This is a genomic window from Mesorhizobium sp. B2-4-18, from assembly GCF_006441385.1.
GTDB lineage: Bacteria > Pseudomonadota > Alphaproteobacteria > Rhizobiales > Rhizobiaceae > Mesorhizobium > Mesorhizobium australicum.
The window spans coordinates 222,328-237,340 of record NZ_VFUW01000009.1 but is presented as its reverse complement, the minus strand read 5'-3'; the positions used below and the strand labels follow the sequence as shown (position 1 = coordinate 237,340).

The window sequence follows — 15,013 nt, the reverse complement described above, 5'->3', positions numbered from 1 at the left end:
CATTGGCCCGATCCGCGCGCCTGCAAGGCTGGTGCAAGCGATCCCCTGCCGGAGCGGTCGGCGATTACTCCCGACGTGCATTGGCCCGATGGCTTCCGCAGCCGCGCTCGGCTGGAAACGACCATCATCTTCCTTGTCTGCGACTGGATACCACCATTTGTTATGGGGGGCATACGGGAAAAATGGCAACCAAAGACTGTGCAGAACTCGATTAGCCAACCCCTGCCTGCCTGATACGGATGCCTTCGGAAAAACCCGTCGTCCTCATCCTGGAAGATGAGGCCCTTATCGCTTTCGATATCGAGGCCGCGCTGAATGACGGTGGCTTCAACGCGGTTGTGCTGGCGTCATGTGCGGAAGGTGAAACCTTTTTGGCGGCAGCCCGACCAGACGCCGCCGTGCTGGATGTCTCGTTGAAGGACGGAGAATGCTCCGCCTTGGCAAAGACGCTCGTAGCTCGCGGCGTGCCGTTCATTGTCCACACCGGCAGTGACCCCGTGGCCAAGGATGACGTATTCAGTCGCGGCATTGCGTTCGGCAAGCCATCCAACCCGGGCTGCCATCGCGGTCAGCTCCAATGACGGGGGCGCGCCCGATGCGCTTGCAGCCAACTTCGCCAAGTCGCCGATTAAGACAGGTTGATTGCGACGTTGCGCAGCAGCGCAACGGATTTTCGCATACCTTCCATCGGGGTCAGCATCATGTCCTCGTGCTCAATTGACAAGACGTCGTCGTAGCCAACCTGCTTGAGAGCGGTACAGAACTGCCGCCACCAGGTCTCACCGTGACCGTATCCTAGTGTGATGTAATTCCACGCTCGTTCGGCATAGAGGTGTGGTGGGCGCGGGTCCAGCGTGCCGTCGATGGCTGCGACGATGGGCTCGACCCGGGTATCCTTGGCGTGGACATAGTAGATGGCCGAGCCGAGCGTGCGAATGCCGGCAATCGGATCCGCCCCCATCCACAGCGGGTGACTGGGATCATAGTTGGCCCCGACCGTCTCTCCGACAGCGTCACGCAGCTTGAACAATGTCTGGACATTGTACACGGCCTGATGGCCATGCAGTTCCAGGCATAGCTTGTGAATGCCAAGGTTCTTTGAAAACGCCACGAGGTCGCGCCAGTAGGGAATGATCCGCTCCTCCCACTGATAGCGCTGGATCTTGAGGCATTCCGGCGGCCAATCGGTGATGATCCAGTTCGGGTTGGCGTCGCCCGGTCCGCCCGGCAAGCCTGACATCATGACGACACGGTCGATCTCCATCAGGCCGGCCAAGCGAATGGTGTCCTGTGTCACACCATGATGGAGTTTCCCCTGGGGGCCCGGGTGCAGTGGGTTGCCCGAGCAATTGAGCGCTGCAATCGTCAGCCCGTGATCCCGGATCTTGGCGACGAACTCCTTGCGCGCGGCAGCGCTCGCGAGCATGGCTTGCAGGTCGATATGGGGCGCCGACGACCAGTTTCCGCACGCGAACTCCAATGTCTGAAGCCCAAGCTCGGCGGAGGCGGCTAACATCTCGTCGAATGAGAGGTCGCCGAGGCTGTCCGTAATCATGCCGATCTTCATCGGAAGCTCCTCATTTCGGTTGATCTAAAACCTGACGGTCTCGAACCGGCCCGACTTGGCGGAGGCAAGCGCTGCCTCGCATAGGATCATCGCTTTGCGGCCGTCGCTTGCCGTGACGTCAGGCCGTCGCCCCGTTTCAACGCAGGTAATGAAATGATCGATCTCGGCCGCGTAGGACTCGGCATAGCGCTCGACGAAGAAGTAGTAGGGCTTGTCGCGCGATATCGCCTTTGCGCCTGACATTTCGACCGATGTCGGCACCCTGTTGCCGGCCCTCAGCATCCCGTCCGCGCCATGCACCTCGACGCGCTGGTCGTAGCCGTAGGCGGCCCTGACGCTGTTATTGATGTGACATTGCCGGCCCGACGCCGTGCGCAGCACGAACATCGCGGTATCGTAGTCCCCCAGCTTGGCATATTGCGGCGCGACAAGCGACGACCCGGTCGCGAAGAGCTCGACCGGCTCCTCGCCCAACAGGTTTCGTGCCATGTCGAAGTCGTGAATGGTCATCTCCCGGAAGACCCCCCCTCCTCCCGCCAGCGCTTCCTCGGTTTCCGGCTCCGGATCCCGGCTGGTGATGATGACCTGTTCGACGGCACCGATCTCGCCTTGCGCAAGTCGCGCCTTCAGCGCCCGAAAGCTCGGGTCGAACCGACGGTTGAATCCGATCTGAAAGGGCACAGCTGACTTCTCGACAGCCGCCAGACATTGATCGGTGCGCTGGAGATCGAGATCGATCGGCTTTTCACAGAAGATCGCCTTGCCGCTGGCGGCCGCGGCCATGGCCAGGTCGGCATGCGTTCTCGTCGCCGAAGCAATGAACACCATGCCGATTGATGGGTCGTTCATCACAGTCTGGGTGTCGGCGATCTCGGCCCCTGTCAGGGCCGAAACCTTCGATGCAGCCTCGGGGTTCGGATCGACGATGTAGCGCAGGCGCACGCGGGGGTGGCGCGCGAGGTTGGCCGCATGTACCTGGCCGATAAGGCCCGCTCCGAACAGACAGACATCGATCATCTCTTTGATTTTCCTAAAAGGCAGCATGGTGCCGGGGCGGCCGTCAGCCTGGCCGGGACAGCGACTGATTGACGTGAGCGGCTGCCCAGCCGGGTCGTCATTTCACGGCTCCCATGGTGAGTCCGCGAACCAGGTGGCGCTGCACCAGCAGCGCGAAGACGACGATCGGCAACGCGCCGATAACGCCGGCGGCCGACATCGAGGCCCAGTCGGTGTCGATGCGGCCGATCAGCGTGGCGGTGCCGCGCGGCATCGTCATCGCGCGAGGCGTGGCCGTCAGCGCCAGGGCGAACAGGAATTCGTTGAAAGTGACAAGCACGGCAAAGATGGCGGTCGCCGCGAGGCCGGGAGCTGCCAGCGGCAGCGTGATGCGCCGGAACGCTCCGAAGCGGGAATCGCCATCGACCATGGCGGCTTCCTCGAGATCCACGGGGATCTCCCGAAAGAAGCTCTCCATCATCCAGACGCAGAAAGTGATGTTGAAGGCGGTGTAGGTGGCGATCAAACCCAACCAGCTGTCGAGCAGGCCGAGCTTGAGCATCAGCAGATAGACCGGGATCAGGATCACGACCGGGGGCACGATGCGCAGCGTCAGCAGGAACAGCCCGACCTTGCGCTCCATCATGAAAGGCAGGCGGAAGCGGGCGATCGCATAGGCGCCAAGGGTGCCGCCGAGCAAGGCGATCGTCACGGAGAAGAACGTCACCACCAGCGAGTTGGTCAGATAGGCGCCGAACTGCTTATCGGTGAACAACCTGATATAATTGTCCAGCGTCGGACCGTGTGGATAGAGTGTGCCTTCCTGGGTGATCTCGCGATTGGACTTAAGCGATGTCGAGACAAGCCAGTAGACGGGCAAGAGCACGATGGCCAATACGGCACTCATCAACCCGATCCGCGCCAGACGATTGTTCATGACGCATCGACCCTGCGCAGAAGCCGCACGGCGCTCAGGGCCAGCGCAAGCACGACGAGCCCGATAGTGACGAACAGCGCGGCCGCATAGCCCGTCTGCTGGAATTTGAAGGCGGTGTCGTAGCCATAGATCGAAACCAGCCGCGTCGCCTCGCCCGGCCCGCCCCGGGTGAGCACGAACACCTGGTCGAACGTGCCGAAGGCGTCAATCGTTCGCAGCACGATGGCGATCGCCAGCACGGGCCGCATCATAGGAAAGGTAAGATCGGCAAACACCCGCCACGCGCCAGCGCCGTCGACGCGAGCGGCCTCGAAGGGTTCATGCGGCAGCGACTGCAGGCCGGCCAAAAGAATCAGGAACATCAGCGGCGTCCATTCCCAGACGTCGAGCACGACAAGGCCGATGAACGCCTTGACGGGATCTCCGAGAATTTGCACCTGGCCGCCGCCCATCCACTCGGAGACTGCCGTCAGCATGCCCGCGTCGCTGGCATAGATCAGCCGGAAGACGATGGCGACCACGACCGGCGTTATCACCATCGGGATAATCAGGATGGTTCTCAGCAGGCGAATGCCGCGAAATTCGCGCAGGCAAAACAGCGCCAGGGCAAAGCCCAGAATTGCCTCGAAGGTGACCGCCAGGGCGACGAATTTGACCGTCACCAAAAGCGAATTCAAAAACTGGGGATCGCTCCACAGTTTTATATAGTTCCCCATGCCGGCATCGGCGACCACCGAGCCATAACGATAGGCCTTGGTGCTGGCGCGCAGGCCGTCCCACAAGGGATAGACGAGCACGCCGAGCACGATCAGCACGCCTGGCGCGAGCATGAGATAAGGGAGGGCAAGGTCGAACCCCGCCGCCTGCAGACGGTACTTGCGGTTCTGCGCCCCGCGATTTGGCATCAGTAATAGCCGACTGACGACAGGTAATCCTTGACCTGCTTGGCGGCGGTGTCCAATGCGGCCCCGCCTCCCGAGCCAGCCTGCAGCGCCTTGTTGAGCTCGATGCCGAGCAGTTCCTCAACCTTGGCCCAATCTGGCGTGCGCGGCCTCGGCAGCGCGCCAGCGTCGAGCTGCTGCAAGGCGACGGGGATCAGCCGGTTGCCGGGCTTGGCGACGCCGAAGGCGCTCCGCTTGACCGGGATGGAACCTGCTTCGGACAGCTTGGCCTGGACGTCGGCGCTGACATACCATTTCAGGAACTCGATCGAGTTGGCTTTGTTGGGCGCCGATTTCGGAATGCCGGCAATGAAGATGCCCATCTGAGCGATCGCCGCCGTCTGTTTCGGCACTACGCCGAAATCGAGCTTGCCAGCCACCTTTGTCTGCGTTGGATCGTCGGCCTTCAGCGCATTGCCGGAGTATTGGATGATTGCACCTGCTTCGCCGCCGAGGATCGCCGCGCCTTCCTGGTCCGAGTCGAACTCGACGACACCGCTTGGCGCGTTTTGCTTCATGGTGCCGACGAAGAATTCGGCCGAGGCTTTGCCTTGGGCGGAATTGAAGACCGGGTTCCACTTGTCGTCGAAGAAGGAACCGCCAAACGACAGAAAGACCGGGTACCAGCTGGTCACGATCGGATTGCCTGATACGCCGCGGAAGACGACCGGATATTTGATCTTGCCCGCCGCCACGCCTGCCTTGCCTTTGGCGATGACCTCGTCCCAGGTTTTCGGCGCACCGCCTGTGTAGACATCGTTGCGGTAAGTCAGCGTCTGCAGATCGCCGACGAACGGCACGCAGATGAGCGCCGGCGCGGCGGTTTCAAAACCCTTCACGCGCGGGCCTTTCTGAGGCGGCCAGTAGCCCATGTCGATCATCGAGCCGATCCAGTCCTTGTCGCCGCCATCGATGCCGGCCGCTCCAAGATCCTCGAGCACATTGGCGGCGCCGAACTGCGGCACCCATGGATCGTCGAGAAGATAGAGGTCGTACTGGCCGGCGCTGTTCTTGGCGTCGGCGAACCACTTCTCGAGCGTTACGCCGTATTCATCCTCGAGGAATTCGATGTCGAAGCCAGCATCCTTGGCCAGTGGGATGATCTTCTGTTTGAACGGCGTCAGGCCGCCATCGGCGAAGGCGCCAATGATCACCTTCTTGCCAGCGGCGCTCGCCGGGACAGGCAGGCCGAGGGCGGTAAGGGCCGTCGTGGCAAGTGCAAGGCCAATTCCCCCCTTGAGCACGGAACGGCGAGTAAGTCTGCTAATGCTGGACTGCGTCATTTCACTCTCCATCACTGTTGACCCTGTGGACGGCCGTCAGGCCGGCGGAATTGAAGAAGCATGCATTCGACACATCGAAAGTGAGCCCGATGTTGGCGCCCACCGCCCCCCGGAAGTCGCGGCCGGCACGAACCGAGACATTGCCGCTGCCGATGCGGACATTGACCAAGGTCTCGTTGCCCATCGGTTCGACGACATAGATCTCGCCGGGTAGAGCGGCCCGCGTGCCGGGTGCTACAACACTCATGTCCTCCGGCCGCAGTCCGATCTCGACCGCCCGCGCAGCGCGGCATGTCGCCAGCCGGGGCGCCTGTATCGGAACCATTGCTCCGCCGACTGCGATGCATTGTTCAGCAAGCGCGACCGGCAGAATGTTCATCGGCGGGTTGCCGACGAAGGTGGCAACGAAACGGTTGGCCGGGCGGTCGTAGATATCGGCCGGCGGCGCCATCTGCTGCAGTTCACCGGCGTGCATGACCGCGACGAAGTCGGCCATGGTCAAGGCCTCGACCTGATCGTGCGTGACGTAGAGGGTTGTTGCGCCAAGCCGCTGGCAAAGCCGCTTGATCTCGCCGCGCATGGTCAGGCGCAGGCGTGCGTCAAGGTTCGACAGCGGCTCGTCCATCAGGAAAGCGGCCGGATCGCGAACGATGGCCCGCGCAAGCGCCACGCGCTGCCTCTGCCCGCCCGAAAGCTGGCGCGGCCGGCGATCGAGCAGGTGGCCGATCTCAAGGACCGCGGCGACCTCGTCAATCTTGGCGCGGCGCGAGGCATCCGGCATGCCGCGAATCCATAGAGGATAGCCGATGTTCTCAGCGACGGTCATCTGCGGATAGAGCGCATAGCTCTGGAAGACCATGGCGATGTCGCGGTCGCGCGGCTGCAGCCGGGTTACGTCACGCTCACCGATGAAGAGCTTGCCGGCGCTCGGCATGTCGAGACCGGCAAGGATGCGCAACGCCGTCGTCTTGCCGCAACCCGAAGGACCGAGCAGGGCCAGGAACATGTGGTCGGGGACTGCGAGGTCAAGCGAGCGCAAGACGTTCAGCGCGCCGTAGTTCTTGACTACACTTTGGTACAGGACAGAACTCATTGCCGCTACCCAGCGCGCCCTAAGCGTATCAGTTCTCCCGTTCCTCGACCTCGAAACCGGCTCTGAGGGCCAGGTCGTGCAGGTTGCGATAGCCCATCGTCGCATAGGTAAGGGGATGGGCCTTGCTCGGATCCTGTTCGGCCTCGACCACCAGCCAGCCGGCATAGCCATTGTCAGCCAGCACCCCTAAAAGCGTCGGATAGTCGATGGACCCATCGCCGGGCACGGTGAAGATGCCTTCCATCACCGCGCCCATGAAACTCATATCCAGGGCGCGAGCGCGCTTCAGCACATCGGGCCGCACATCCTTGCAATGCACGTGAACGACGCGACCGATGTGATGCCGCAGCAACGTCTCGGCATCGCCGCCGGAAAACAGGCAATGGCCGGTGTCATAGAGGAGGCCAACGGCTTGCCCTGAACCGGCCATCAGCCTGCCGATCTCGTGATCCGTCTCGACGATTGTCCCCATGTGGTGGTGAAAGGCCATGCCAACGCCAAAATCGGCGAACCGTTCAGCCAGTCGCGTTATCTTCTTGCCGTAGGATCTCCACTCGTCGTCGGCGAGCTTGGGACGCTGCGAGATCGGATCGTGAATGGCGCCATGGCGGCCACGCGACGTATCGGCGTAGACGACGTGCTTGGCGCCGAGGTCGCGCAGCAGCGTCAGATGCGGCAGGATGGCGTCGAATTCCTCCTCGACCTCCTTTTCGCAGATCCGGCCATCGTACCAGCCGGAGACCAGTCTAAGACCATGGGTCGCGAGAGCCACGGCGAGGTCCTTGCTGGCACGCGGGAACTTGCCGCCGAGTTCCGTTCCCGCGTAGCCGGCTTCGGCCGTTTCGGAAAGGCAGACCTCGAGTGGGGTATCCCCGCCCAGCTCGGGCACGTCGTCATTGCTCCAGGTAATCGGATTTATGCCTATGCAGACAGCCATCATCGTTCCTCATCGGACAGGCCGGGCCATTTGCTGGCGGTGCCTCATCAAAACCAATCAGGTCGATGAAGGCGTCGGCTCGTGGTGTCTGGGCCCGTTGTTCCCTCTTCCTTTCATTTAAGCGCCGATCTGTCTCCATCGCGAGAGCCAGTTCGGTGAGAAGTGAAGGTGCCAGTTTCACTTCGCGCGGCGCTCGTCTAAGCTCGATCCGCTCTCATCCCGCGAGGCTTTTCCAATGCAGCTATCGAGGCGTAAGCGCCAAGGCTTTCCGATGGACGCGCTGATGATCAATCGGACTGTGGATGAACCGATTCATCGCCAGCTCTACCGGCAGATTGCCGCGATGATCCGTGAGCGTCGTCTGGCACCGGGATCGGAATTGCCGTCGACGCGCGCGCTGGCTGAGGATCTGGGCCTCGCCCGCAACACTATCGTGGCTGCGTATGACCAACTGGCGACGGAAGGTTATCTTACGAACCGGCAGGGCGCGCGACCGGTGGTCATCGACCTGCCCGTGAACTCGACCGATCAAGGTGGCAAACCCACGGCCGTGGCGATCCGCCGCCCGCTTTCGAGGCGCGGCGAGAGCCTGATGCAGCAACCCTTCCATCATGGAGCGCCAGGGCGCTTCGCCTTTCATCCGGGCATGCCGGACCCACAAAACTTCCCGTTTGGCGTCTGGGGCAGGCTGCTCGCACGCCGGGCAACGTTTGGCGCCGACATGTTGTTCGGCACCTATCATGTGACCGGCCTGCCGGCGCTCAAGGAGGCGATTGCCGGCTACCTGACCTCGGCCAGAGGGGTGCGATGTTCTCCCGAACAGATCGTCGTAACGACGGGGGCGCAGGCGGCGTTCGATCTGCTGGCGCGTCTGCTGCTCGATCCGGGCGACACAGTCTGGCTGGAGGAACCGGGCTACTACGCGGCCAAGGCAACCTTCACCGTCGCTGGCGCCAACATTGTGCCGCTTGTTGTCGACCGCGATGGATGGCAAATGAGCCAGCCCGAGATTTCACCGCGCCTGATCTATGTGACGCCCGCCTGCCAGCACCCCTTGGGAATCACGATGCGCATGGACCAGCGGCTGCGGCTGTTCGAAATCGCCGAGCGCAACAATTCCTGGATCATTGAAGATGATTTCGACGGTGAGTACAGATTTCAAGGAAGGCCGGTGCCCGCCATACAGAGCATGGATTGCGCGGACCGGGTCATCTATGTCGGCACCTTTGCCAAGTTGCTGTTTCCGGCGCTCAGGCTGGGGTTCATGGTCCTGCCCGCCGCCTTGTGCGAGGGCATTCCGCATGCGCTGAGCACCACTGGGCAGTTCGCGCCCCTCCTGCTGCAGGCAGCACTGGCCGATTTCATCGATGAAGGCCACATGACCCGCCATCTGAAGCGCATGCGGCGCATCTACGCCGAGCGCCGCAAGCTTTTCTACGAATTGTGCCAGACCGAACTGGCCGATCACATGACCCTTTCGGCGGCGGAAGCCGGAATCCAGGTCGTTGCTTCGCTTCACGGAAGTTGCGACGATCGGGCGGTCGTGCAATGCGCCGACAAACTCGGTGTCAACGCATCGCCGCTTTCGAAATATTACTGGTCATCCTCCGGGAATGGCCTCGTGCTTGGCTATGCCGCCTGCAACAAGGCCGACAGCGAAGCGGGAATCCGACGTCTGCGCCAGGCCATCGAGCAGGTACGGACTTTGTTATAAACCCGTCGGCCTGCCAGGAAGCGGGAGCCGGCATCACCTCGAAATCCTTCGCCATGACTTGCCGAACACCTGGCTGCTGACCTCACCTGGCGGGGACGGGCGCTGAACGGTCTCGGGTCGGCGTCCGACGTCGGAGTTGTCCCGATTCAGTTCGATCTGGCCCTTGCGCAAATCGTAACATCGCATTGGCCCAGGACCTGATTGGCTCACAATGGCCAAGCAAATCCCGACCAGATACCCAGTCAACCGCCTCGCATGTGCCCCCCTGTGCAGGCATAGCGGTGTCTCTGTTCATCCGCCACAGATGCGTGGCGCATTAACATACCATCGAGCGAGCCTACCGCGCCTTCTCAATAATTGCCGTTGTAGTACCGGTCATCGCACGGCGCGGTGTAAATTCGGCCGTAGCGGTCCTGGTACCGGCAGAGCTGATCCTCACGACGCTGCGGGGTGGTGGCGGAGCCGACCACTGCTCCTAGCAACGCGCCGCCGGCCGCGCCGATCACGGTGCTCTTCGTGTTGCCGCCAATAGCCTGGCCGACCAGGGCGCCGCCGGCGCCGCCCAGCAGAGCGCCCGTAGTTGCCCGCTGCTGGCCTTCCGTCTGCGTTTCGCAGCCTGCCAGAGCTGCCGTCATCAGGACAGCCAAAACCGCTTTGTTGAGTCTCATCTGAGGAACCTCCTTGAGGCCGCGAGGGCCGATCGCGCCAAGTGCTGCGGCATTGCGGCGGAACGGCGGCGGGCTGTCTCACGAAGTGAGACATGGTTTCTCGCTGGTTGAACGTTGATCTAAAACGGGCCCTAATCAGCCAGATTGTTAGGCACGACGTTCCCGTGGCGGTGCTGACAGTTTCCCTGATTGGCGCCGGTCCGGCCATTTTCCCAGCAGCGGCGTTGCATTGCTCTCAATCACTGACGTGCCGAATATTGGGATGAGCGACGGCTCTTCAGCCTTTTTCCTACCTCCAGTTTTCAGCGCTGCGATTTCTTCATCGCGCCTCGTGATGCGGCTTTCCAAGTTCGCGATGCGCTCGGTTAGAAAGTAGCGGCCGGCGACGAATCCTCCGCTCCCGAACAGAACTGAAAAGGTGGCAAACGCTATGGGGTTGCCGATGACCAATGCGGCATTCGTTTGGAAGAAGGCGATCAGGTCGTGCATGTTGAACATCCTCTTGGGTTCCGGAGGGTGGAGTTCCGGTCCGAACGACCACGTCCTTCGAACTAGCCTCGCCGCCGCCGTTTTTTGGCGCCCGGCACAAGCCTCTCCTGCTCATCTGCTTTCAGGAATAAGGAATATATTCCTGTCTCGTCAAGGCCAATCCTTGACCTTTTGTTCTTATTTTGTTCACTGCTGGCCCATGACAGGAAGGCGAACGATGAGACTTCAGCTGGAGATCGAAGGAGGTTCCTCAACAGAGGAGCAGCGCGCCATCGAGGCTACTAAGGCTGTGTTTGCGGCGGCGCGCATCTCGTCCGAGCAGGCAGCAGATGGGATGTCCGCGGTTGAAACTTGGGGCGATGCAGGCTGTCACGACGATCAAGCTCCCGTGCAGGACGAGGATATGGATGGATGCCAACAAGGCGGCGATCGAGTTGTTGGATTGATGTGGGACTGCGATCCGCCTTCTCAGAAAGAGCCGAACTCATCGTCGTCGTGGCATTCGACCGCGGCCTAGATAGAGAACTGTTCACGGGTTACGGCCCGACTGATCAGCAAAGCGAGGAGCGGGTGATTAGGATCGCCAAGGCGCTCGCCTCGAAGCATGTCGGCGTGATTGCCTGAAGCCGAGATGCGGACGCTGCATTGGGCGACTACGGCCCACAACCCTCTTCGTCATCGCCGATGCCAGACATGGAATAAGCCCAGTCACTTTTGCGCCGCGCCTCCCGGGCGGAGTTGGCACGGCAGGATCCGGTCCCATCAAAATATCGCTGGGGGCGCGTATGACTGGAGCCGGACGAATATCGTGCCGCGGCAGACCCGGTTCCGTAGGTGGCCTGCGAGGTTCTACGGCAACAGAGCAGATCGGCTTCGCGCGTTACGCAGCATCCCTACCCGATTTTCGGCCCTTGGATTTGGTGCCGCCCTTGATGCCTTCCTTGGCAAGGCTCTTGCGAAGCACCGAGGCCAGGTCGATGACGTTTTCTTTTGGCGCCGGCGCCGGCTTGGGCGGTGCTTTTCCCTTGCGCTTGGCGTCGATCATGGCAATCAACGCATCCTCGTACGTGTCTTCGAACTTCGACGGATCGAACTTGGTGACTTTCTTGTCGATCAACAGCCCGGCTATTTCAAGAAGGTCTTCATCGTATTTAGGGCTTTCCAAGCCATTGAACACGGTCTTTTCCGACGTCATCTCGTCGTGAGTGCGCAGCTCGGTCAGCAGCATCCCCTTCTGGAAGGGCTGGATCAGCACCTCGCGCCCGCGCTGGTAGAGCACCACGCAAGAGCGCGCGGCCACGCGCTTGTTCGCCATCGCGTCACGAAGAACCGAAAAGGCTTCGAGCGAGGCGCCGTCCGCCGGGATCAGATAATAGGGCTTTTCCAGATATCGAGTGTCGACATCCTCAATTGCGACAAATGAATCCACCTCAAGTGTGTGGGCCGATGTCAGCTTGAGCTTCTTGATCTCATCGGGCTCGATCTTGATGAAATGGTCCTTGTCTACCTCGTAACCCTTGACCTGATCCTCGCCCTCCACGACATCGCCAGTCTCTTCGTCGACATAAGCGCTTTTGACGGGCAGCCCATCTTTCCGGTTCAGTATCTTGAAATGGATCTTCGAGGCCTCGCTGGTTGCACCGACCATCTTCACGCCGCACGAAACCGACCCGATCTTCAGGAAGCCTTTCCAAACCGCGCGGGGTGCCGCCATGACATCGCTCCTTGTCTGCCGTCAGTAAGAACACACGAAGTCGCCACCTGTTCCGTCGGCGCACCCCGGCTCCGCTACTCGGTCGCCGCCATCGGGCTGGTAATTACGACAGCGCGGACATCCCGGGGAATGCTGTGGACCGGTAGACGACCGCGTTCGCGCATGCGCGGCCGCGACGGCGCTGCCGGTGATGTGCCCACCGTGCAACCTCATTTAAGTCAGCTCGAGCCAAGCGTAAGCCGGCCTCTCCGCGCCTGTACATGGCGCATCGACTGACCATGTCCCCAGTCGGGTTTCCCTTGCAGCATGCGAATGGCCACCGCCTATATACAGATCCGCTTTCAACGCTCTAACCGGCGGTGTTAGAGACGTGGATTAGCTGAAACGCGAATTTCTCCTGCTAGCGTCCTTGCCTCTCCGATCGGTTGGCAAATGGCGGGGTTCAGAAGTCCTAATGCCGGCAGTGTCTTGACGCCAGCAAGGTGTTCGAGTTGCATCAAAACGGCGTCCACCAGGAGTGCAACGGCTCCAGATGACCTGCCCAGTGTCGCGGAAGCAGCCGCCTTAAGGGCGATCCCTGTCCGAAGAGATCGGTGGAAACGCGGCGGGCGAGTGCCAGGTCGTGTGCGGCCCGATTTTTCGGAGGCGCTAACATTGGTGATTCCGCTGGAGCAGCTTTCCGTGTTTGTTCGCAAACGGAAAATAGGCCGCCGTAGCGGAGCCTCAAAATGATGGACCGCATACGCCGGGTCGGAGGAAGTTTCGAGGCCGCAATGATCTTGATCATGGCCCTAGCAGCAATCGGAATCGTCTTGGTCATCACCACCGACATTTTGTGAGTTCTCAGACCTCATGGCCCTGGGCAGCGTTCGCTCGCTCGTCGAGTTGCGTTCCCAAACTGGTGGCTCGCAGACCTGATCTTGTCAGCACCGAAACTGGCAAAATGTCGAAACCCGGCAGCTACGCCTCGCCGTATCACTCCGGCGGACGCGCCGGCGTGATCGCCCTCCATGGGGTTCTCCGGCGCCATTGCACCGCACTGGGCTAACTCGACAGGAACAATCAACCGATCTTCTTGTTTGACGGCGATCGCGGTTGACCATCTGCCCTTTGCGCTGCCGCGGAACAAAATCCACAGGTGGCCGAGCCTGGAGACGGTCACCGCGCGGGGCGAAACTTCTGATCGTTCAGGTTTCGCAATCGGTAGCGGGAAAAAGAGATGCTGGACAAGACCTGGCGAATTACGAAATCGAGTGTGGCCGGCTTCATCGGCGACAGCGCTTTCAGTCATGGCGCCGCAATGGCGTTCTTCGCCGTGACCTCTCTGGGACCCATTCTGTTGTTGGTCGTGGCCGTAGCAGGCCTGGTATTTGGCCAAAGCGCCGCGCGCGATGCCGTCGCGGGACAATTGACGGGCCTGATGGGCGGTCAAAGCGCGGATGTCATACAAAGCGTACTGCAAAGTGCCTCCAACCGGTCGTCTGGTGCCATCGCCACGATTGTAGGCCTGGTGACATTGTTGCTGACAGCGTCGGGCGTGTTCGGTGAGATGCAGACCGCCTTGAATGAGATCTGGAAAGCAAAGCCCCAGGGGGGCTCCGTCTCTCGCTTAATCCGTGCACGGACGGCCAGCTTGGGACTGGTGATCGCCCTTGGCTTCTTGCTGATCGTTTCGCTTGCTGTGAGCGCCGCCATTACCGCGCTAGGCGACACGATAAATCGGCTTTTGCCGTTCGGATCAATCTTGATCGAAGGGCTGAATGTCTTGATTTCCTACCTGCTGATAGCAGTGCTCTTCGCCGCCATCTACAAGGTCCTGCCGGACCGCCATCTGGAGTGGCGCGACGTGTGGTTCGAGCGTTTGTGACGGCCGCGCTGTTCACGGCTGGCAAGAGCCTGATCGGCTTGTACTTGGGTAGCAGCGCGATGGGATCGTCATTCGGAGCCGCCAGCGCGTTGATCATTGTGCTGCTCTGGATCTACTACTCCTCGCTAATTTTTCTTCTTGGTGCCGAATTCACTCACGCCTACTCTTTTGAACATGGAAGCCGGCGACCCTTAGGTGAGGCTTCATCGGGTTGAGCCACGGCCGCAGAGCGGCCGGATACGGGGCGAAGACGCGATTGGCAAAAGTGCGGGATTGTTGTTCCTGGAGCGAAGACGGATCGCCAGGGCTACGAACCATCGACTTCGCCATGGGCGACCCAGGAACCACCCGTCGTTTTCGGACCCGTCGCCAGCGGTCCCCCCGCGATACTGACACGGGTTCGAGACGACGCATGGCACAGCGGGCCTTCGTCACTTACTCTCCTATGACCCCATCGAACATGTTGCCCTACGCCTCAACGCTCAGCCTCCGGAAAAGCCGAACTGGAACCTAAACGCACAGGGCTGGTTTGATGGCAAGAAAGGAGACCTCCATGATACGCTTACTCGTTCAACTCGGCGCTCTCTGTCTGGCGTACAATTTCGGCAAACAAATTGGCCGTGAGCAGGGCCGTCTTTCACCAACGGGCCAACCGCGACGCCGCTCCTTTTCGGAGGCGGGTGCCGCGCAGACTGGTGAGCGCAACGAACAAGGTTAGCCGCTTGCAGACTGCGGCCACCTGCGAACCGCAGCGCTTCTGAGGGACCACGCGACGTCGGGCCTCATGCTGGACGAGAAACCTTAGCG

The 15,013-nt window shown here is 61.1% G+C and carries 15 protein-coding genes; 5 read left to right on the top strand and 10 right to left on the bottom strand.

From position 1 onward, the window contains the following. Nucleotides 1-239: 239 nt before the first annotated feature. Nucleotides 240-581 (top strand): response regulator, encoded by a 342-nt coding sequence (locus tag FJ527_RS22105; RefSeq protein ID WP_140620447.1) that lies wholly within the window; start codon nt 240-242, stop codon nt 579-581. Between the two features lie 47 nt (nt 582-628). Here FJ527_RS22105 and FJ527_RS22100 read toward each other — a convergent pair whose 3' ends face one another. The 7 genes from FJ527_RS22100 to iolE all read right to left on the bottom strand — a co-directional run bounded on the left by FJ527_RS22100 (nt 629) and on the right by iolE (nt 7,754). Then, nucleotides 629-1,567: a sugar phosphate isomerase/epimerase gene (locus tag FJ527_RS22100; RefSeq protein WP_140620450.1), complete on the bottom strand. Its 939-nt coding sequence runs from the start codon at nt 1,565-1,567 to the stop codon at nt 629-631. Between the two features lie 24 nt (nt 1,568-1,591). Further along, nucleotides 1,592-2,584, bottom strand: a complete 993-nt coding sequence (gene iolG / locus FJ527_RS22095; RefSeq protein ID WP_140620452.1) for an inositol 2-dehydrogenase — start codon at nt 2,582-2,584, stop codon at nt 1,592-1,594. Nucleotides 2,585-2,681: 97 nt separating this feature from the next. Then, the gene (locus tag FJ527_RS22090) at nt 2,682-3,500 is read right to left on the bottom strand and encodes a carbohydrate ABC transporter permease (protein ID WP_140620454.1); all 819 of its coding nucleotides are present in this window, start codon (nt 3,498-3,500) and stop codon (nt 2,682-2,684) included. Next, nucleotides 3,497-4,405, bottom strand: a complete 909-nt coding sequence (locus FJ527_RS22085; RefSeq protein ID WP_140620456.1) for a sugar ABC transporter permease — start codon at nt 4,403-4,405, stop codon at nt 3,497-3,499. The genes FJ527_RS22090 and FJ527_RS22085 overlap by 4 nt, the downstream gene beginning before the upstream one ends. After that, complete coding sequence (locus tag FJ527_RS22080; protein WP_181166437.1) at nt 4,405-5,724, bottom strand: extracellular solute-binding protein; 1,320 nt, start codon at nt 5,722-5,724, stop codon at nt 4,405-4,407. Before FJ527_RS22080 ends, FJ527_RS22085 begins: the two co-directional genes overlap by 1 nt. 1 nt (nt 5,725) lies before the next feature. Next, entirely contained in the window at nt 5,726-6,817 is a 1,092-nt protein-coding gene (locus tag FJ527_RS22075; protein WP_140620459.1) for an ABC transporter ATP-binding protein, read from the bottom strand. A gap of 28 nt (nt 6,818-6,845) precedes the next feature. Continuing rightward, complete coding sequence (gene iolE, locus FJ527_RS22070; protein ID WP_140620461.1) at nt 6,846-7,754, bottom strand: myo-inosose-2 dehydratase; 909 nt, start codon at nt 7,752-7,754, stop codon at nt 6,846-6,848. Between the two features lie 271 nt (nt 7,755-8,025). On the opposite strand from iolE, the gene FJ527_RS22065 reads away from it, so the two are divergent. Beyond that, nucleotides 8,026-9,468, top strand: a complete 1,443-nt coding sequence (locus FJ527_RS22065; protein WP_246677769.1) for a PLP-dependent aminotransferase family protein — start codon at nt 8,026-8,028, stop codon at nt 9,466-9,468. A 350-nt stretch (nt 9,469-9,818) separates the two neighbouring features. Here FJ527_RS22065 and FJ527_RS22060 read toward each other — a convergent pair whose 3' ends face one another. Both FJ527_RS22060 and FJ527_RS22055 read right to left on the bottom strand, forming a co-directional pair. Beyond that, complete coding sequence (locus tag FJ527_RS22060) at nt 9,819-10,136, bottom strand: YMGG-like glycine zipper-containing protein (protein ID WP_015316698.1); 318 nt, start codon at nt 10,134-10,136, stop codon at nt 9,819-9,821. Between the two features lie 147 nt (nt 10,137-10,283). Then, nucleotides 10,284-10,625 (bottom strand): hypothetical protein, encoded by a 342-nt coding sequence (locus tag FJ527_RS22055; RefSeq protein ID WP_140620465.1) that lies wholly within the window; start codon nt 10,623-10,625, stop codon nt 10,284-10,286. 217 nt (nt 10,626-10,842) lie between these two features. Between FJ527_RS22055 and FJ527_RS29385 the strand changes: the two genes are divergently transcribed. Next, nucleotides 10,843-11,142, top strand: coding sequence for a hypothetical protein (locus tag FJ527_RS29385; protein WP_181166436.1), 300 nt, complete (start codon nt 10,843-10,845; stop codon nt 11,140-11,142). A gap of 363 nt (nt 11,143-11,505) precedes the next feature. Here the strand turns inward: FJ527_RS29385 and FJ527_RS22045 are convergent, their stop codons facing one another. Next, complete coding sequence (locus FJ527_RS22045) at nt 11,506-12,339, bottom strand: Ku protein (protein ID WP_140620467.1); 834 nt, start codon at nt 12,337-12,339, stop codon at nt 11,506-11,508. A gap of 1,219 nt (nt 12,340-13,558) precedes the next feature. Between FJ527_RS22045 and FJ527_RS22040 the strand changes: the two genes are divergently transcribed. Continuing rightward, the gene (locus tag FJ527_RS22040) at nt 13,559-14,206 is read left to right on the top strand and encodes a YihY/virulence factor BrkB family protein (RefSeq protein ID WP_281406539.1); all 648 of its coding nucleotides are present in this window, start codon (nt 13,559-13,561) and stop codon (nt 14,204-14,206) included. Further along, nucleotides 14,176-14,421 (top strand): YhjD/YihY/BrkB family envelope integrity protein, encoded by a 246-nt coding sequence (locus tag FJ527_RS29855; protein WP_348642620.1) that lies wholly within the window; start codon nt 14,176-14,178, stop codon nt 14,419-14,421. The genes FJ527_RS22040 and FJ527_RS29855 overlap by 31 nt, the downstream gene beginning before the upstream one ends. The last annotated feature ends 592 nt before the right edge of the window (nt 14,422-15,013 follow it).